Genomic DNA, 16,902 nt, shown 5'->3' with positions numbered 1-16,902 from the left:
CTGTTTAATAACTTTAAGCTTTACTTAAAAAAGCCCTCAACGCTTTCTGTGTAAACTCCGATAAAACCAGTTTACCGCTGATGGCCGCGCGCTCGGCAAGCAAGGTATCCCAATGCTCGGTACCCTCCCATAATATACGTTTTAGAGATGTAATTGCTTCCGGATTGTAGTTTGCCAGTTGTTCCGCCAATTGCTTAATGGCATCGTCCATTGTAGTGGCATCCTCATATACTTCATTGTACAATCCGTTTTCTTTTGCCCATTCGGCCGATTGGAAAATGCCTGCTTGCAAGCTTAGTTGGGTAAAGGCCGGTAGTCCTATTTTGCGTTGAACTGCGGGCGCAATAACAAAAGGACCAATGCCGATGGTCAGCTCACTCAATTTTACAGCTGCATGTTCGGTAGCAAAGCAATAATCTGCTGCGGCAGCAATGCCAACTCCGCCGCCAACAGCTTTACCCTGTACCTTTGCTATAATTATCTTATCAGCCTTGCGGCAGGCATTAATTACGTTGGCAAAACCCGAAAAAAAACGTGTACCTGTATCCTCATCCGCTATCTTAAGCAATTCGTTAAAACTTGCGCCTGCACAAAATGTACGCTCGCCAGCGCTCTGGATAATAATTACGCGTGTGTCTGTATCGCTACCAGCCTCTTCAATAGCCGCGCTTAGTTGCATAAGCAGGTGGGATGGCAGTGCATTTTGCGCAGGGTGGCCAAATGTTATAGTCGCAATTCCGCCGTTGTAAACCAGGTTTACCTCTCCGTTATCATTCATAATTAATTAGTACTTGAAGCCGAGCTTAAACATCGTTAACATTGCGCGGCAAGGTTTAATTGTTGTAATATCTGCTATGTTTACCATATAAGCAAATAGCAAACTTTCAAAAGCTTTACCGTTACAATGGGTTAAATTTTAAATTTGCAAAACAAGTGTATTGTAAATACATCAAAACCATTTTAACAGTTTTACATTAATGCTTTAGATGCAGATTAAACCGACACTTACATTTGTGGACATTAATCCTATGTAATTACAGTTCGGTTATAGTGTTGTCTGCTCATTTCTGCTTCATTTATGGATAGTACAAATTACCAGGAATACCTTCGTAAAGAAAATATTTTCAGGGTATTGGTAGACGCATCGCCGCAACCAATGGGGCTTTACGTTGGCCCGGATATTACCGTAACCCTGGTAAATAAAGCCATCCTTAAAGTTTGGGATAAAGATGAATCGGTATTGGGCAAAACATTTATCGAGGCACTGCCCGAAATGGACGGGCAGCCCTTTATGGATATCCTTTACAACGTTTACCGTACCGGCGAGCCTTACGCTGCCGATGAAGCACCTGTGAAGCTTTTTGTTGACGGTCGGCTGCAAGACTTTTACTTCAACTTTAATTATACGCCGCTTACGGACAATGAGGGCAAAGTTTGGGGTATCCTGAACACCGCAACGGACGTTACGGAATTGATGATATCAAGGCAAAAGCTGCAGGAAAGTGAAGAACGCACACGCTTTGCGCTTGAATCGGCCCAATTGGGTACCTGGGATCTTGACCCGGTTGCCGAAATAGTAACCTGGGACAAACGCTGTAAAATGCTTTACGGCTTTGACGACACCGATGCCGAAGTGCACTACAACGATGTGCTGAAACATATCCACCCTTATGACAGAGCAGTAGTTGATACCGCTGTAAAAAATGCGCTCTCGCCAAGTAGCGGGGGCAATTACGATGTTGAGTTTAGAACCATTGGAGCGCAAGACGGCCTTACACGCTGGCTTAGATGCAGAGGTAAAGCTTATTTTGATGATCTTGGCAACTGCATACGCTTTGCAGGTACGGCTCTTGACATTTCTGACGAAGTAAACAGCAAAACGGAGCAACAAAGGCTGCTTATGCTGATAGATGCCACCTCGGAGTTTATAAGCCTGTCGGATGTTAATGGTTTTGTAACTTACATTAACGCAGCTGGCAGGCGCATGTTGGGGCTTCAGGAAAGTGATATTGGCAAGCACAACTCACACTTTGTAATGCCTGAAGAGGCGCCCCGCCTGGCGGGTGTACGCCAAACGCTACTTGAAAAAGGTATATGGTCTGGAGATTTTTTATACCGGCACTTTGAAACCGGCCAGGCTATTCCTGTAAGCGCCACTACAATTGCAATTAAAGATGATGCGGGTAAAAAAGTGGGCAGGGCAACCATTGCCCGTGATATAAGCCAGGAGCTGGCAAGTAAACAGGCGCTTGTTGATAGTGAACGCCTGCTGCAAACCATTACAAGCGCCGCCCCTACTGCCCTTTGGATGGCCGATAACAAAGGCCTTATAACCTATGCTAATAAAACCTGGCAAGACTGGACCGGCCAGCCCAACCATGAAACCATGGGCACAGGCTGGCTCAGCTGTATATTACCGGAGGACCGCGAATGGGCAGGGCAAAAGTTTTTAATGGATCTTAGGGCTCATCGTCCGTATGAGGCCGAGTTTAGGATAAGGCATATTAACGGTGACATACGCTGGTGCCAGGCAACAGGCGTACCCCAGCATGATAAGGATGGCCGCCTTATTGGCTATGTAGGGGCATGTACCGATGTTACCGAAACCATAAAAATTGACATTGAACTGCAACTTAAAAACAGTGCACTTAACGACCAGATAAAGCAATTTGAGTTTGTAACCGACTTCATGCCGGTACAACTATGGACTGCAAAACCAACCGGCGAAATTGATTATGTAAACCAACAGGCAATTGATTTTTTTGGCCAGCCTGTTGAACAAATTCTCGGGCCGGATTGGCTCAACAATATCCATCCTGAAGACCGGGAAGGCTGCCTGCAACGATGGACAGCTGCAATTGAAAGTGGCAGCGACTATCAATATGAATTCCGGCTGATTGATGCAAACGGTAACTATAAGTGGCACCTATCGCGCGCCTTGCCATTTATTAGCGAAGGGAAACTTGTAAAATGGTTTGGCACCAATACTGATATTGACGAGCAAAAGCAATTACAACGGCAAAAAGATGACTTTTTAGGGATTGCCAGTCATGAATTAAAAACGCCGGTAACAAGCATTAAGGCCTATACGCAGGTTTTGGAGGCCATGCTAAGCCGCGAGGGCGAGGATAAAAAGGCAGCAATGGTTGCCAAAATGGACAATCAAATTAACCGATTAACCAATCTTATTGGAGATTTATTAGATGTCACCAAAATAAATTCGGGTAAAATACAGTTTAATAAAATAAAGTTCGATTTCAATACCGCCGTACAGGAAACCGCACACGATTTACAGCACACCACCAACAAGCATATTTTTGTGATGGATTTTGCTGAAGATGCAGGTTACATTTACGCGGATAAAGACAGAATTGGCCAGGTTATAACCAATTTGATTAGTAATGCTGTAAAGTATTCGCCCCACGCAAATCGCATAGTTTTGAGCACGAGGCGCAGCGGCAACGAGATTTTGTTAAGTGTGCAGGATTTTGGCATTGGCATACCCGGCGATAAGTTGAATAAAGTGTTTGAACAATTTTACCGGGTAAGTGGTACCAAGCAACATACTTTCCCCGGTTTGGGGTTAGGGTTATACATCTCTAACGAGATAATAAGGCGCGAGGGCGGTAAAATGTGGGTAAATAGCGTTGAGGGCAAAGGGTCTACTTTTTGCTTCTCCTTACCGGTAGTAGCGGATGATTAGTTTATAAGATATATGTAATGTTAATGGCCGTGCAATACGGCTATACTTGAAATGAGAAATAAAAAGATAATGATAGCGGACGATGATCCGGGGATTGTGGACGCTGTGGAGATGCTGCTTGAATTTGAAGGTTACGATGTTGCTACTACCGTAAGTGGTGCAACGGTTTTTCAACTGGACCAATTACCTGATCTGTTGCTGCTTGACATTTGGATGAGTGGCGAGGACGGACGCGATATATGCAAACAATTAAAAGCCCAGGATACAACCAGCAGCTTGCCTATAATTATGATCTCGGCAAGCCGGGATATTAAATCATCGGCTATGGAAGCCGGTGCTGATGATTTTTTAGCTAAGCCATTTGAGATGGATGAATTGCTTAAAAAAATAGAAGCGCTTATTGGGTAAGCGCTTCTGTCATGTTTAATATTAATCCTTTAAATTATTTGGTAGCTTGGAATCAACGGGGGGAGCCTCGGCCCGCCATGCCTCGTAGTTTAGCCCTGGTGTAAGCCAGTAAAGTAACAACACCCGCGAATACCGGTAATTAAACGGCGACAGCAAAAATACTGCACCTAATATAACGCCGGTGTATAACCACGGCGATTTAGAACCTGTAAGTACGCTTATGGCTACTGCACAGGTTACCATCTCGGCTACGTTAAGGGCATAACTCACGAACATGGCCACATACCAGTAGCCCGGTTCACGCTCATAAGTGAGGCCGCAGTGCGAACAGCGCTCATACATTTTTTGCCCGCCAAAACTGTATGGTCCCGTAGCAAAGATAGGCCCCCTTCGGCACCTGGGGCATTTGGATGTTGCTATACCCTGCCATGCCGAAATATTTTTAAACGGTTTTATATTATTGGTTTCCATTGTTTAAGTTATTATGTCTGAATTCTTCGGGTGTTAAACCAGCGTATTTCTTAAAAAATTTGGTAAAGTACGAGTTGTCGCTAAAGTTTAACTTACCGGCAATTTGCGTAATGCTTAGTTCCAGGTTTACTAACGCCCGTTTAGCCTCAAGTATAACACGCTCGCGGATTAGCTCGCCGGCCGGCATACCCAGCATATCATTACAAAGCGCATTTAAATGGTTCGGGGTGATGTACAGCAAAGCCGCATAATCTTTTGGCAGTTTTAATGTGATATAATGCTCATCTACCAGCTTCCTGAAATTTTGCAGCAAAGTATAATTGTAATTCGGGGCGGTAACTCTGCTGCTGTTAGGGCTTTGCCTTGCGGTAGCAATAAACAGTTGAATCATCAAAACCCTCATCATATCCAGGCTCAATTTGCCGTTACGGCTGCTTTCTTTAATGAGTTGTTCAAATATGCCGGTCACATCAGCCTGCATATCTGCGGGCAGGTTTATAACCTCATCATCGATATTCCCTGTAAAAAATGGAAACGTGTCGAGGTAATCGGGCCTCAGTAAAAACGAACGAAAAAAAGACTCGGAAAAATTAATGATGTACCCATCTACCTCGCCCTCAAAATTCCAGCGGTGTACCTGGCCCGGGGCCATAAAATAAATCTGGTTTGGTACGACTGCAAAATTTTTAAAATCGATAGCATGACTGCCCCCACCCTTGGTAAAATACACTACGTGGTAAAACGTGTGTTTATGCGGCAAACTCAGGTTTTGATGCTTTTGCAGGTAAGGTGCAAAGCGGCTAACCAGCAAATCGTGCTGTTGGTCGTCGCTCAATGCGCAAATATCATAAACCGGGAATGCTCGTTTCATTAATACAAAGATACCCTATAATGATTTAGCGCAATGGTATCCTACAATGATGTTGTGGTACTTTTTACTGATTTTACCCTAATATATTATTTAGAGCGTGGTTAAAGCTTGCTGGTAGTGAATACAATTGCCTTACAGACGTATTTGACAATTGTCTTTAATGCACGCAGGAAAAAAATATGCTAATTTATAGATTTATAAAAGCTAAACTAAGCGAGTTGAAAGCATCTAATCAACCTTTTTAAGCGTCATGGTAATAGTTGATCCATCTAAGTTTTTATACACCAGTTTCACAAAGCCAAATTGTTTGTTATAATACGATATTAAGGAACTTTGCCCACTGGCAGTTTCAGCAATACCTTCAACTTTAGTTGCTTGTATAGTCCTAATAGGCAGGGCAAGTTTCTCTGTACCTTTTACAACATATTTGCAATTAAGCGTAAGCTTTCCCTTCCAATCAAAAGCCCTGAATTCGGGCCATTTTTCGCCTATGTCCAGATTCCAAAGATAAGTAGAGCCCACTCTGACCGGGAGCTTGATATAAGGAAAAGGTGACAGCTGCAGTATCTCCAACGCATGGAACCTAAATGGATGTAACCAAACATTAGCCTTGTTCTCGATAACACCGGTTAGTTCGGTCTCTAAAGGCTTAAGTTTGGCGTTGTAATGATAAAGAAACACTTCCGTTTGCTTGTAATTAGGGTTTTCCATCACAATTGGGCCAATTTTTCCTAATGTTTTTATGCCAAGGTAACTAACCGTATTGCTGTCCTTATCATTCTGGGGCACATACTTCCACGTTTTGGTTCCGTCTGCTTGTGGTACAATTGCATATTTAAGGGTGTCATTACCTTTTACAATAAAATAATCAAATACGTAGGTCTTGTTGTCAACAAAAACTTTATTGTCGTAATTGAAGGGGTTTATGCCTTTGTCGTTAACCAGCTTAGGTTCAACATAAATATCTTTTTCTTGCGCTAACACTGGCACGCTTAAGATCACAGCAAACAAGCAAAGCAAACACACTCGAAATAAGTTTGGAGCCATATAAGATAGTTACTTAAGCTAAAATATTAAAACATTTGAACTTTCAGCTATCTATGATTGACATGATACTTTAATACTCGCGAGATATATTCAACGTACTAATTTTAAGAATACGCCATAGCACTTGTATATTCTTTGAAATAATTACTGCCAAACCCATATCAACTTATTAATTTCACGGCATTAGTAAATTAAGTATGCAAAAACCCGATAGCCTTATTTTCGATATGGATGGTACCCTTTGGGATGCCGTTGATACGTATGCCCACTCATGGAATGTTGTATTCCAGGAAATGGGGATAGAAAAACATATCGACCGAAGTGTAATTGCGCCAATGGTAGGCTGGGAAGGCAAAAAGGTTATTGAAACGTTGATGCCTGAATTTGACCAACAAAAACGCCTTGATATTTATGCTACCGTGAACGACAGGCGACACCTGCTTATTGGCGACATGGGCGGCATTTTATATGACGGCGTTAGGGAAGGGTTACCCCTACTAGCCCAAAAGTACAAGGTTTTTATACTGAGCAATTGCGCCAAAGGCATAATACAGCAATTTATAAAATGGGCCGGTATTGAACAGTACATTACCGATGAGTTGGCCTACGGCGTAAACTTTATGCCCAAGCATCACAATATAAAACTGCTTACCCACAAGCATAAGCTTACACACCCTTACTACATTGGTGATACAGCAGGCGATGGAGAGCAAACACGCCTGGCGGGAATACCCTTTGTATTTGTAAGTTATGGTTTTGGAACCACTGCTGACTACGACTTAAAATTTGATGATTTTACATCACTTACCAACTATTTTGTAAACTTATAATTGCCTTGCGTGTTAGCCTATCATAACAACGCAAAGCTGACATGAACAAACGTATAGTTACCATTTTGGTATTAGTAGTTTTAATAGTACTAGGTGGTATTTTTTACTACCGCTACTACTTTGTTTTTGGCGAAGGCACCAAAGCCGGCACCATGAACTATTTTGTAAAAAAGGGTTACATGTTTAAAACCTATGAGGGCAGGCTCATTCAAACCGGTATACGCTCGCAAACGCAGGGCAACATCTCATCAAACGAGTTTATGTTTTCGGTAACGGATGATAAGGTTGCCGATAAACTTAACCATAGCGCAGGTGCAATGCTCGAACTGCATTATAAGGAATACCTGCACACCCTGCCATGGCGCGGCGTAAGCAAGTTTGTTGTCGACAGTGTAATGTCGGCTACGCCGGTTACGCCAACAGCACCCTGATAAACAATTAGATACTTTCACATAACAAAACAGGCGCATCAAATGATGCGCCTGTTTTGTTATAATATACTGATAATTATATTACCAGTGCCTGCCATGGCCGCGACCGTGCCCAAAACCATGACCTCTGCCCGGGCCGCGGTAGTAAACCGGGCGATAGTTTGGCCTGCCATAAAATGAAGATCTGTAATATACCCTACGTGGATATACACGATAAGCAGGGCGATCGTAATAAACCACCCGGCGTGGGTAAGTACGGTAAACCGGGTAATCGTCGTAATCACGCACAACTACGGGGCCACCATACACAGGGCGGCCGATATTAACACCAATACCTACAGAAACCTGGGCCTTGGCCAGCTGCATTGAAAAGGTAAGAACAAGTGCTATAATCGAAATTTTAATCAGTTTCATGGTTATTAAGTTTAGTTACCAATTGTGTTTCTATATAGCTCTGACACCATATTGATGCCAAGGTTTAACAAAACTTCACCACTTTAAAGAATATCAATGTTCATACAACCGCAGTCGTGACTTTAAATCGCTCATTTCCTGTGTCATGTCATCTATTTTTTGCAATAAATTATTGATGGTAATTACGCCGGGCTCGTTTATTTCTAACTCATTATGCAGGCGCACAAGCCGCTCCAGCTTTTGTATTTCATCAACCGGGATGCAGTTCAATTGATCTACCCGCACTATGGTTATCAAACCCTCATCAGCAAGGCTGTCAATAAAGGTATATTGAATATTATGATACACGCAAAAGTCATCAACGGTAATTAAGCTTTCAGTTTTCATAAATAGGTGTTATTGATTGTCAAACTTGGCCAGCTCCTCAAACAGTTGTTTTTGCTTATCGCTCAGGTTAGTTGGCACCTGTACATTATAGGTTAGGTATAAGTCGCCAAATTGCCCATCCTTTTTATACAATGCCACACCTTTACCTTTAAGCTTCACCTTGGTGTTGTTTTGTGTGCCCGGTGCAACTTTAAGCTTAACTTTTCCGGTTAGCGTATCTGCAGTAATATCTCCGCCCAAAACTGCAGTATAAATGTCAATATCGACGTTTTTATAGAGGTCGTTGCCAACGCGTTTAAATTCGGCATCTTCGGGCACCGAAAACTCGATGTACAAATCGCCCGCCGGCGATCCATTACTTCCTGCCCCGCCATGACCTGCTATTTTTATGGTTTGCCCGTTTGCAACACCGGCAGGTATGGTAAGCCTGATGTTTTTGCCGTTAACGGTTATGGTTTGCTTCTTGCTTTCCATAATATCGCGCAGGTTCAGCTGCAGCGTGGCATTTAAATCCTGCCCGCGGTAACGCTGCGATTGCCTGCCCCCGCCCGACCCGCTGCCCGGAGGCCCGCCGCCAAACATTGAGTTAAAGAAATCGGAGAAGTCGCCGCCGCTGCCACCACCAAAATCAAAGCCGCCAAAATCCTGGCCACCACCAAAACCACCGCCACCGCCGTAGCTGCGCTGCTGGCTTTGCTGCCGTGCCTGCTGCTCATAAGCATCTCCGTGCTGCCAGTTTTCGCCATATTTATCGTACTTCTTCCGCTTTTCGGGATCGCTTAGCACCTCGTTGGCCTCATTTGCCTGTTTAAAAAGGCGCTCGGCCTCGGTATCATTTTGGTTAAGATCCGGATGATACTTACGCGCCATTTTGCGGTAAGCATTCTTTATTTCCTTATCGGTGGCATTTTTATCAATGCCTAATACTTTGTAATAATCAATAAATGCCATAGCTATAAATGATATCATTAAAACTAATAACATAAAGCTAAGTTTTATTTTGCGGCCACATTTACCATGCAATTACATAAATTACAAAACTTTTAAAAGATCCATGCCCGCACCCCCTGTTGCCTTTAAACCCAGCCCTACAGGCTACCTTAATCTGCTTCGAATTTTTGCCTGCTTTATGGTATTGATGGTACACAGCGGCGAATTTTTTTACATAGGTGCAGGCGGCAGCATTATACGTGAGCATGCTCGCTGGGTAAATAACTACGGTAGTTTTATGCGGGCCTGCGTGCCGCTATTTGTGATGATATCCGGCTATTTATTGCTGCCCATGCACGAGGGAGCATCTGTGTTTTACAAAAAACGCTTTACAAGGCTGCTTATACCGTTTTTGGTGTGGAGCGTATTGTATGCCTTGATACCCTATCTGCTTGGTACAAACACACAACAACAAATGTGGAAGAACTTGTACACCATACCCATAAACTTTAGTGAAAATGCGGGTCATCTTTGGTTTGTATATATGCTGATAGGCCTATACCTTTTCATCCCCATTTTTTCGCCATGGGTGCAGGGGGCCTCGAAACGGTTTAAGCAGTTCTTTTTATTGCTTTGGATAATTACACTGTTTTTCCCATACATTAAAACCGTTTACCCTGAAGTTTTAGGAGAAGCCTTTTGGAACAAATACCACAGCGGTTATTACTTTTCTGGCTACATTGGCTACCTGCTGCTGGGCAATTATTTAAAGGAGAATGTGAGGTTAAGCAACAGCGGGCGTTTGCTAATAGGGGCCTTACTTGTAATAGTTGGCTACGCTATAACAAACCGGGTTTTTGCGCACCAGTTACCAATTGCTAAAAACCTGCCCGAGCTCGAGCTTTCATGGGTCTTCCCAACCATTAACGTAGCCATGATGGCTACCGGCTTGTTCCTGATGTTTAGCGTAATAAAATTTAGCAATGGCGTGGCCGAAGGTTTTTTTGCGCGCATGTCTGGCCTTACATATGGTATGTACCTGGCGCATATTTTGGTACTTAACCAGTTGTACCCGCTTATAAATAAATGGCTGCTGGATGCCATTGTAGTGATACCTGTGCTGGCCGTTAGTACATTTATTGTAACATACCTGCTCATCAGGGCGCTATCATATCTGCCGTATAATAAGTATATAGTGGGCTGATGCTAAAAGCTAGTGGTTACCATTAATTGCCAAACATTGGTTTTGGTGTTTTGATCCATTTCTTTTTGATACCAATACATGTAGCCAAATTCGGTGTCGATTTTTTTGCTCCAGCGATATCCCAATGAGCCAAACACGCGGTTTTGATCAAATACGCTATTGTTTACATTGGCCTTGTTTTGCACGTTTAAAAAAATTTCGTTTTGTACGCCGGTGTAAACGCCCTTGCTAAAATCCGCATTGGCAATCAACGGAATTTGGGCACTTATAAATATCCTTGCGCGCTGCGAAAAACTCACTTTGCCATCCTCTTTTACAAAGCGCTGCTCCAGCCTCCCACGTAAATTCAGCTCGGTTTTGCCGGCTTTAAAATCGTAAAGGTACTGCTGGTATATCCTATTTTCGGGCGAGTAGGTTTTCCTGCCGTCCTCATGCAGCCAGTCGCCTTTGTAAGCATAGCCAAGGGCTACCGAATGTACCTTACTTAAATTATAACTGAGCGCGCCCCGCAAAAGCAAAGTGCCAAAATAATCATACTTATCTGCCGACCGTGTTTGCACATCTGCCCGAATGTCAAACTTTTCCGAGACCTTTTGCGTGTGGCTCAAAAAGAACCACCCCGTGTTCTGCGTTTGCCCATTTGCTTTTGCGAAGACCACTAAAAACGTAATTAACAGGACGAAATATCTCATAAAACGCAAAGGATATATTTAGATAACTGTGCTACTGCATTTATGTTCGAGCAAAAGGCATCAATAAACTGCAACGTTTACCTTTTACTCCGCTAATATTTACATTTGTCAAATGCCAGTTTCTCCCGCCACACTATCAGATGTACCCGAACTTGTAAACCTTGTAAACTCCGCATATCGCGGCGAAAGCTCTAAACAAGGCTGGACCACGGAAGCCAACCTTATAGACGGGCAACGGATAGACATTGAAAACCTAACTATCCAACTGAACGACCCGCAAGCCACTATCTTAAAAAACACCGACGAGGATGGTAAAATAACCGGCTGCGTTTATCTGCAAAAACGCGGCAATAAAATGTATCTGGGTATGCTCACTGTATCTCCGTCATTGCAGGCAAAGGGGCTGGGCAGGCGCCTTATAGCGGCGGCCGAAGAATACACGCTTAAAGCAGGCATTAATACCATCACCATGACGGTGATTACCAGCCGACACGAATTACTTAACTGGTACGAACGCCGAGGCTATCAAAAAACCGGCGAGATTATTCCGTTGGTGATACCGCAGCAGTTTGGCATACTAAAACAGCCGCTGGATATGTTCATCCTCGAAAAAAATGTGTAGTAATTTGCCTTAAGCATGCAACGCTGCTAAAATAAATGTGTCCCTTAACGCTCAGGAGGCAATTTATGGAGCAAATAAACCCGCGTTTAAAACAGTTTATTACTACCTATTGCAAGCGTTACAAAGTAAACGCTGTTGATTGCGAACGTATTGATACCAACACCAGCATAGACCTTGATCTGGACATTGTAGATATTGAAACAGAACTGTTTTTAGCAGAGTTTGCCGAACATTTTAAAATAGATAAATCCAAATTCAGCTGGTACAAGTACGGATATCCAAAAGGCTCGGCAAGGGTGCGCTTTATAAGGTATTTATTTGGCTACCAGCGCCCGTGGGTTAAAAAGCTTTCGGCAAGGTGCTACAAACCAAAACTTAAAGTTGCCGTATTGCAGGAAGCCCTGCAAACAGGTAAACTTTTATAATCACGTTCGCCGACCTTCCTCGCTTGCTTTGATGAGCGCTTGCAGGCGGCTCTCCTTTGTTTTTTCCTGTTTGGCTGTCATCACCCGGTGTATCGATGTTTTTTTATACCAGGGTGCCTGCGCTTCAAAAAATGCCCATGCCTTTTTATTAACCTTAAAGGCTTTTAAATAAGGGGCGCTAAATTTCATTGCCTCGTTCTCGAAGCTGTAAATCCTTGATTTTTCTTCCGTGCGTTTGGCGTAGGCTGCTAAACCTGCGGGTTGCATCAATCCGCTTTTAATAAGCGCCTCAACTTTATTGATGTTAACAGCGCTCCAGATACTGCCCGGCTTTCGGGGCGTAAAGCGAATGGTATAACTTTCCGGTCCCAATGACCTGCGAACGCCATCTATCCAGCCAAAGCACAAGGCTTCATCAACAGACTGCGGCCAGGTTATACTTGCCCTGCCTGTTCCTGTTTTATAAAAGCCCACCAGTAGTTCGGTTTGGCTGGTATGATTGGCCTGCAACCATTCCCTAAATTTAGCGGGCTTCTCAAAAAATACCGGTTCCATTCAGGCTAATATACGCCTTTACCTATTTTTAGATGTAGCAACAATAACAATACCGCCCACCAATAAAATACCACCTAAGTATGGCGGCCAGTTAACACTTTTTTCCCTGTCGGCAGATACCTGTACCGGGCCGGCGTCAATAATTTTTTCCTTTTTAGTGTACGTAAAGCCGGTCCATATCAGCATGGCAATGCCTACAACAATAAGTACAATTCCGATAGTCTTGTTCATATCTCTTTGATTTTAATGGTTTGAATGATAAAGGTATTTTGTGCGATTTTGTTTGTTTGCGGCTTCTCTCAATGCTTGCTATGAATACCGAGACAGATGTTTAGAATTTTTTTTGGCCAGTATCCTTTTAAAACTTAGGTTTGGTAGTAATAATATGTTTGAGCAAACGCAAACTTCGCGCCCCGGTAATAACCTGATATTAGAAACCATTGCTGTTACCAAAAACTACTTTGGCGATAAATCATCGGGCGTTAACAATATCACCGTTTTTGTGCCCCAGGGTAAAATAACGGCAATTGTTGGCGAAAGTGGCAGCGGTAAAACCACCTTGCTTAAATTACTTGCCGGTATGCTTAAGCCCGATTCGGGTGATGTTTTTTTCCACGGGCAACCAATGCCCCTTCGCAGTATTGCATCAACCGAGGAGCATTATAAAATAGCGATGGTGAGCCAGGATAACCATGACATGGATCCTGCAGCTTCTGTTTGGGAAAATATTGGCCGCGGCCTGCCCATGGCCGATAAAAATTACGAGCTTCCAAAAATTACTGAAGCGCTTACCCTGCTTGGCATTTACGACCTGCGCGACATGCCCTTTGGAAAGCTGAGCGGCGGCGAAAAGCAGCGCGTTACCATAGCCAAGGCGTTAATAAACAAGCCTGAAGTTTTAATGCTTGATGAGCCCTTTAACCAGGTTGATGCAGCCTACCGCGAAGGACTACAGCACGATATAAGGCAAATTGTAAAGGAGTGGAACGTTACGGTGCTACTGGTATCGCATGACCCTGCCGAGTTGTTGTCTATGGCCGACGAACTGATTGTAATTAAAGAAGGCGAAATTGTAGAAAACGGCACGCCAGAAGAGCTTTACCACTCGCCCAAGTTACTATACACGTCCAAAATACTAGTTAGCTGCAGCGAGATGACTGCCGCGCAGGCCCGGGTTTGTGGCATAAAATCTAAACGCGGAACTGTTGTGGTTTATGCCGAACATGTGTCAATTACAAACATGCCTATGGGCGCCAAGTGGACAGTGAAGCAGGTCTTGTTCAAAGGCTTTTTCGAGGAACTCATCATCGAACGGGACGAGGTCAATCTGCGCGTTCTAAATCCTAATCGCGGTAAACACCCTGTCGGCAGTAAAATTGGAATCAGCATCAAAAAATTTTATGAATTTGGCCGCTGGCTGAGTTGATGATTATAGTGTCAGCAACAAGCGTCAGTCTGAGCTTGTCCCTGAGCTTAGCGAGCGACTAATGTTTCGACAGGCTCAACATGACTCCGTTGTTTTTCAGAGCCTTCGGTTCCAGTGCCGTTCTATATCCGGTAGCAGCGTCAGTCTGAGCTTGTCGAAGACTTTACCAAGCGACAAGTGTTTCGACAGGCTCAACATGAATCCATTACTTTAAAGAACTATCACTCGCAATGAAATTAAGCTACCTATGCTTTCCCCTTTTTCAACGTAATCACCGTAATCTCAGGCCAGATGCCTAAACGGCCCGAGAATCCAAGAAAACCAAAACCACGGTTTACATAAAGGTGGCGTTTGCCCTGGGCAATTAAGCCGGCCCAATCAAGGTAGCGGTATTGCACGGGGCTCCAGCGCAGGCCGGCAGTTTCTACCCCAAACTGTGCACCATGCGTATGGCCCGAAAGCGTTAAGTGGATATCGGTATCATGGTAACGCACCTGTTCCTCCCAGTGGGTAGGATCATGCGATAGCAGCACCTTGAAAGCGTCTTTATCAACGCCCTTTAAAGCTTTATTTAAATCGCCAAGCTGTATAAAACCTCTGCCCCAGTTTTGCACGCCAATAAGGGATATTTTTTGTCCGTCCTTTACGAGGGATACGTTTTCGTCGAGCAGTAAACGGTAGCCTAATTCGGCATGGTGTTTTTTCAATTTATTTAGGTTATCAACCTTAGCCTGCGGGCTGGGCCATTGCAGGTAGTCGCCGTAATCATGGTTACCCAATATGGAGAATTGGCCAAACGGCGCTTTTATCGACCCGAACCTATCAATATACGGCTCTATTTCCCAGGCACCGTTATTTACAAGGTCGCCGGTAAAAACAAACAGGTCAGATTGTTGCGCTTTTGCCAAATCAATACCTTTTTGCATAGCTTCCGTATTATCAAAACTACCGGAATGAATGTCGGACAGCTGGGTGATTGTAAAGCCGTCGAACGCTTCAGGCAGGTCTTCAAAAAAAATAGTGCTGCGATGCACCTTATAATCATATTTACCGCGCACCATGGCATATAAAAACGACGCGAACGGAAATGCAGCAATCAATATGGCAAGCTCGCTCACAAACTTACGGCGGCTCGGGAAATAAGGCTCACCCTCTTTGCGCTTGCCGCTCACATTCTCGGCAATTCCATAAATAAAACGGGTCAAGTCGCCAAGAGAAAGCACGATGATAAACACCAGCTTGGTAACCAGCATCATTAGGAAAATGCTAAACAGCCAGGTTTGGTAGGTAGGCATACCTTTAGACATATCGCCCACAACAAAGCCAAGCACAAACAATATGGTTACACCTACTGATAAAACCAAGTAGCCCCATGTTACAACATTGCGGGCAACACGCGATTGCCAGTCGGCCGTAAAGGTTTTTAAACCATTAAACACATACCAGTCCATTATCAGTGTAATAACAGATATAATGATGAACATATTAAAAAAACCGCCTCTACGCATTTATATATTTTGTTAAAAGTGCAAGATAAAAAAGCAATGGTAATTGCTATGTAAAAAACAATGTGTTAGCACTATTTGCTACTTTAGCCCATCAATTTACCACTTATGAAAATAAACCTACTTACGCTGCCTGCATTAATGTTGCTATCGGCAACGGCCATGGCACAAAGCAAAAAGGATACCGTGTTTTTTGACGATTTTCGCCAGGGCCAGCTTGACCGCAGCAAATGGAACGTTGAAATAACCGGCCGCACCGTGAATGACGAGCAGCAAGCCTATATTGATTCGGCAGCTACCATATACCTCACTAACGGCAAGGCCGACGGAGCCAACAACGGGATGCTGGTATTAAAGGCACTCTACAAACCCGGCCACACCAGTAAAGAAGGTAATAAATACGATTTTGTATCAGGGCGAATTAATACGCGCGATAAAATGATGTTTAAGTATGGCACCGCATCGGCAAGGGTAAAAGTTACTGCCGGGCCTGGGCTATGGCCAGCGTTTTGGGCACTTGGCAAGGGCAACTGGCCCGACTGCGGCGAAATTGACGTAATGGAAACTGTAGGCGATGTAAGCTGGACCAGCAACGCCTTGCATGGCCCCGGTTACTTTGGCAATACGCCGATTGCTTTTAGGGCACATATGCCTAAAACAACTAACGCAGCTAAGTGGCATATTTACTCGGTAGATTGGTCGCCCATGCGAATAGTTTTTAAAGTAGATGGCAAGGTAACTTATACGGTCACCAAACAGAAAATTGAAAAGTATGGCAGATGGGTATTTGACGAACCCGAATTTTTAATCCTGAACTTCGCTTTAGGCGGCGGTTATCCAAACGGTGTAAACAAGGTTACTAAGCCTTATTTCGGCTTGTCGCAATCATCGGTTGATAAGATAAAGGCGGGCAACGCTAAATATTATGTTGATTGGGTGCTTGTAACCAAATAACATAAAAAGTCCTTGCAGATACCCGCA

At 43.8% G+C, this 16,902-nt stretch carries 20 protein-coding genes; 9 read left to right on the top strand and 11 right to left on the bottom strand.

From position 1 onward, the window contains the following. Window positions 1-13: 13 nt before the first annotated feature. Window positions 14-778, bottom strand: a complete 765-nt coding sequence (locus tag FPZ43_RS16110; protein WP_146382962.1) for an enoyl-CoA hydratase/isomerase family protein — start codon at window positions 776-778, stop codon at window positions 14-16. Between the two features lie 300 nt (window positions 779-1,078). Between FPZ43_RS16110 and FPZ43_RS16105 the strand changes: the two genes are divergently transcribed. Both FPZ43_RS16105 and FPZ43_RS16100 read left to right on the top strand, forming a co-directional pair. Next, window positions 1,079-3,703: a PAS domain-containing protein gene (locus FPZ43_RS16105; protein ID WP_146382961.1), complete on the top strand. Its 2,625-nt coding sequence runs from the start codon at window positions 1,079-1,081 to the stop codon at window positions 3,701-3,703. Between the two features lie 51 nt (window positions 3,704-3,754). Then, entirely contained in the window at window positions 3,755-4,111 is a 357-nt protein-coding gene (locus tag FPZ43_RS16100) for a response regulator transcription factor (RefSeq protein ID WP_146382960.1), read from the top strand. A gap of 21 nt (window positions 4,112-4,132) precedes the next feature. Here the strand turns inward: FPZ43_RS16100 and FPZ43_RS16095 are convergent, their stop codons facing one another. From FPZ43_RS16095 to FPZ43_RS16085, 3 genes are all read right to left on the bottom strand, one after another. Further along, window positions 4,133-4,582 carry a DUF983 domain-containing protein gene (locus FPZ43_RS16095; RefSeq protein ID WP_146382959.1) on the bottom strand — a complete coding sequence of 150 codons (450 nt, stop codon included), beginning with the start codon at window positions 4,580-4,582 and terminating at the stop codon, window positions 4,133-4,135. After that, window positions 4,569-5,453 (bottom strand): AraC family transcriptional regulator, encoded by an 885-nt coding sequence (locus FPZ43_RS16090; protein WP_146382958.1) that lies wholly within the window; start codon window positions 5,451-5,453, stop codon window positions 4,569-4,571. The genes FPZ43_RS16095 and FPZ43_RS16090 overlap by 14 nt, the downstream gene beginning before the upstream one ends. 228 nt (window positions 5,454-5,681) lie before the next feature. Then, complete coding sequence (locus FPZ43_RS16085) at window positions 5,682-6,500, bottom strand: hypothetical protein (RefSeq protein WP_186461869.1); 819 nt, start codon at window positions 6,498-6,500, stop codon at window positions 5,682-5,684. 197 nt (window positions 6,501-6,697) lie between these two features. On the opposite strand from FPZ43_RS16085, the gene FPZ43_RS16080 reads away from it, so the two are divergent. Both FPZ43_RS16080 and FPZ43_RS16075 read left to right on the top strand, forming a co-directional pair. Beyond that, window positions 6,698-7,330 carry an HAD family hydrolase gene (locus FPZ43_RS16080; protein ID WP_146382956.1) on the top strand — a complete coding sequence of 211 codons (633 nt, stop codon included), beginning with the start codon at window positions 6,698-6,700 and terminating at the stop codon, window positions 7,328-7,330. Between the two features lie 41 nt (window positions 7,331-7,371). Further along, the gene (locus tag FPZ43_RS16075) at window positions 7,372-7,761 is read left to right on the top strand and encodes a hypothetical protein (RefSeq protein WP_146382955.1); all 390 of its coding nucleotides are present in this window, start codon (window positions 7,372-7,374) and stop codon (window positions 7,759-7,761) included. 81 nt (window positions 7,762-7,842) lie between these two features. Here the strand turns inward: FPZ43_RS16075 and FPZ43_RS16070 are convergent, their stop codons facing one another. From FPZ43_RS16070 to FPZ43_RS16060, 3 genes are all read right to left on the bottom strand, one after another. Continuing rightward, window positions 7,843-8,175, bottom strand: a complete 333-nt coding sequence (locus FPZ43_RS16070) for a virulence factor (protein WP_146382954.1) — start codon at window positions 8,173-8,175, stop codon at window positions 7,843-7,845. A 93-nt stretch (window positions 8,176-8,268) separates the two neighbouring features. Beyond that, complete coding sequence (locus FPZ43_RS16065) at window positions 8,269-8,562, bottom strand: chaperone modulator CbpM (protein ID WP_146382953.1); 294 nt, start codon at window positions 8,560-8,562, stop codon at window positions 8,269-8,271. A 9-nt stretch (window positions 8,563-8,571) separates the two neighbouring features. Further along, the gene (locus FPZ43_RS16060; RefSeq protein WP_315897972.1) at window positions 8,572-9,546 is read right to left on the bottom strand and encodes a J domain-containing protein; all 975 of its coding nucleotides are present in this window, start codon (window positions 9,544-9,546) and stop codon (window positions 8,572-8,574) included. A gap of 70 nt (window positions 9,547-9,616) precedes the next feature. Between FPZ43_RS16060 and FPZ43_RS16055 the strand changes: the two genes are divergently transcribed. Beyond that, on the top strand, window positions 9,617-10,696 hold the full coding sequence (locus FPZ43_RS16055; protein WP_146382952.1) for an acyltransferase: 1,080 nt from the start codon (window positions 9,617-9,619) through the stop codon (window positions 10,694-10,696). Between the two features lie 2 nt (window positions 10,697-10,698). On the opposite strand, the gene FPZ43_RS16050 is transcribed toward FPZ43_RS16055, so the two are convergent. Continuing rightward, a complete protein-coding gene (locus FPZ43_RS16050) occupies window positions 10,699-11,388 on the bottom strand; it encodes a DUF2490 domain-containing protein (protein WP_146382951.1) in 690 nt (229 codons plus the stop codon). A gap of 112 nt (window positions 11,389-11,500) precedes the next feature. Here FPZ43_RS16050 and FPZ43_RS16045 point away from each other — a divergent pair, with 112 nt between their 5' ends. Both FPZ43_RS16045 and FPZ43_RS16040 read left to right on the top strand, forming a co-directional pair. Next, the gene (locus FPZ43_RS16045) at window positions 11,501-12,010 is read left to right on the top strand and encodes a GNAT family N-acetyltransferase (RefSeq protein ID WP_146382950.1); all 510 of its coding nucleotides are present in this window, start codon (window positions 11,501-11,503) and stop codon (window positions 12,008-12,010) included. Between the two features lie 65 nt (window positions 12,011-12,075). Further along, on the top strand, window positions 12,076-12,435 hold the full coding sequence (locus FPZ43_RS16040; RefSeq protein ID WP_186461868.1) for a DUF1493 family protein: 360 nt from the start codon (window positions 12,076-12,078) through the stop codon (window positions 12,433-12,435). On the opposite strand, the gene FPZ43_RS16035 is transcribed toward FPZ43_RS16040, so the two are convergent. Then, window positions 12,436-12,990, bottom strand: a complete 555-nt coding sequence (locus FPZ43_RS16035; protein ID WP_146382948.1) for a YdeI/OmpD-associated family protein — start codon at window positions 12,988-12,990, stop codon at window positions 12,436-12,438. An 18-nt stretch (window positions 12,991-13,008) separates the two neighbouring features. Further along, window positions 13,009-13,221 (bottom strand): hypothetical protein, encoded by a 213-nt coding sequence (locus tag FPZ43_RS16030; protein WP_146382947.1) that lies wholly within the window; start codon window positions 13,219-13,221, stop codon window positions 13,009-13,011. A gap of 154 nt (window positions 13,222-13,375) precedes the next feature. On the opposite strand from FPZ43_RS16030, the gene FPZ43_RS16025 reads away from it, so the two are divergent. Then, the gene (locus FPZ43_RS16025; RefSeq protein WP_146382946.1) at window positions 13,376-14,416 is read left to right on the top strand and encodes an ABC transporter ATP-binding protein; all 1,041 of its coding nucleotides are present in this window, start codon (window positions 13,376-13,378) and stop codon (window positions 14,414-14,416) included. A gap of 245 nt (window positions 14,417-14,661) precedes the next feature. Here the strand turns inward: FPZ43_RS16025 and FPZ43_RS16020 are convergent, their stop codons facing one another. Continuing rightward, the gene (locus FPZ43_RS16020; RefSeq protein WP_146382945.1) at window positions 14,662-15,924 is read right to left on the bottom strand and encodes a metallophosphoesterase; all 1,263 of its coding nucleotides are present in this window, start codon (window positions 15,922-15,924) and stop codon (window positions 14,662-14,664) included. Between the two features lie 105 nt (window positions 15,925-16,029). On the opposite strand from FPZ43_RS16020, the gene FPZ43_RS16015 reads away from it, so the two are divergent. Beyond that, window positions 16,030-16,875, top strand: a complete 846-nt coding sequence (locus FPZ43_RS16015; RefSeq protein WP_146382944.1) for a glycoside hydrolase family 16 protein — start codon at window positions 16,030-16,032, stop codon at window positions 16,873-16,875. The last annotated feature ends 27 nt before the right edge of the window (window positions 16,876-16,902 follow it).

The organism is Mucilaginibacter pallidiroseus, assembly GCF_007846085.1.
Taxonomy (GTDB): Bacteria; Bacteroidota; Bacteroidia; order Sphingobacteriales; family Sphingobacteriaceae; genus Mucilaginibacter; species Mucilaginibacter pallidiroseus.
This window is presented reverse-complemented; position numbering and strand designations above follow the sequence as displayed.

What these genes read in the sequence shown, in the direction of transcription:
- FPZ43_RS16090 (WP_146382958.1), bottom strand. Translation starts at nt 5,453, where the DNA reads ATGAAACGAGCATTCCCGGTTTATGATATTTGCGCATTGAGCGACGAC.
- FPZ43_RS16080 (WP_146382956.1), top strand. Translation starts at nt 6,698, where the DNA reads ATGCAAAAACCCGATAGCCTTATTTTCGATATGGATGGTACCCTTTGG.
- FPZ43_RS16095 (WP_146382959.1), bottom strand. Translation starts at nt 4,582, where the DNA reads ATGGAAACCAATAATATAAAACCGTTTAAAAATATTTCGGCATGGCAG.
- FPZ43_RS16035 (WP_146382948.1), bottom strand. Translation starts at nt 12,990, where the DNA reads ATGGAACCGGTATTTTTTGAGAAGCCCGCTAAATTTAGGGAATGGTTG.
- FPZ43_RS16100 (WP_146382960.1), top strand. Translation starts at nt 3,755, where the DNA reads ATGAGAAATAAAAAGATAATGATAGCGGACGATGATCCGGGGATTGTG.
- FPZ43_RS16085 (WP_186461869.1), bottom strand. Translation starts at nt 6,500, where the DNA reads ATGGCTCCAAACTTATTTCGAGTGTGTTTGCTTTGCTTGTTTGCTGTG.
- FPZ43_RS16060 (WP_315897972.1), bottom strand. Translation starts at nt 9,546, where the DNA reads ATGTTATTAGTTTTAATGATATCATTTATAGCTATGGCATTTATTGAT.
- FPZ43_RS16045 (WP_146382950.1), top strand. Translation starts at nt 11,501, where the DNA reads ATGCCAGTTTCTCCCGCCACACTATCAGATGTACCCGAACTTGTAAAC.
- FPZ43_RS16070 (WP_146382954.1), bottom strand. Translation starts at nt 8,175, where the DNA reads ATGAAACTGATTAAAATTTCGATTATAGCACTTGTTCTTACCTTTTCA.
- FPZ43_RS16050 (WP_146382951.1), bottom strand. Translation starts at nt 11,388, where the DNA reads ATGAGATATTTCGTCCTGTTAATTACGTTTTTAGTGGTCTTCGCAAAA.
- FPZ43_RS16055 (WP_146382952.1), top strand. Translation starts at nt 9,617, where the DNA reads ATGCCCGCACCCCCTGTTGCCTTTAAACCCAGCCCTACAGGCTACCTT.
- FPZ43_RS16040 (WP_186461868.1), top strand. Translation starts at nt 12,076, where the DNA reads ATGGAGCAAATAAACCCGCGTTTAAAACAGTTTATTACTACCTATTGC.
- FPZ43_RS16110 (WP_146382962.1), bottom strand. Translation starts at nt 778, where the DNA reads ATGAATGATAACGGAGAGGTAAACCTGGTTTACAACGGCGGAATTGCG.
- FPZ43_RS16020 (WP_146382945.1), bottom strand. Translation starts at nt 15,924, where the DNA reads ATGCGTAGAGGCGGTTTTTTTAATATGTTCATCATTATATCTGTTATT.
- FPZ43_RS16015 (WP_146382944.1), top strand. Translation starts at nt 16,030, where the DNA reads ATGAAAATAAACCTACTTACGCTGCCTGCATTAATGTTGCTATCGGCA.
- FPZ43_RS16030 (WP_146382947.1), bottom strand. Translation starts at nt 13,221, where the DNA reads ATGAACAAGACTATCGGAATTGTACTTATTGTTGTAGGCATTGCCATG.
- FPZ43_RS16025 (WP_146382946.1), top strand. Translation starts at nt 13,376, where the DNA reads ATGTTTGAGCAAACGCAAACTTCGCGCCCCGGTAATAACCTGATATTA.
- FPZ43_RS16105 (WP_146382961.1), top strand. Translation starts at nt 1,079, where the DNA reads ATGGATAGTACAAATTACCAGGAATACCTTCGTAAAGAAAATATTTTC.
- FPZ43_RS16065 (WP_146382953.1), bottom strand. Translation starts at nt 8,562, where the DNA reads ATGAAAACTGAAAGCTTAATTACCGTTGATGACTTTTGCGTGTATCAT.
- FPZ43_RS16075 (WP_146382955.1), top strand. Translation starts at nt 7,372, where the DNA reads ATGAACAAACGTATAGTTACCATTTTGGTATTAGTAGTTTTAATAGTA.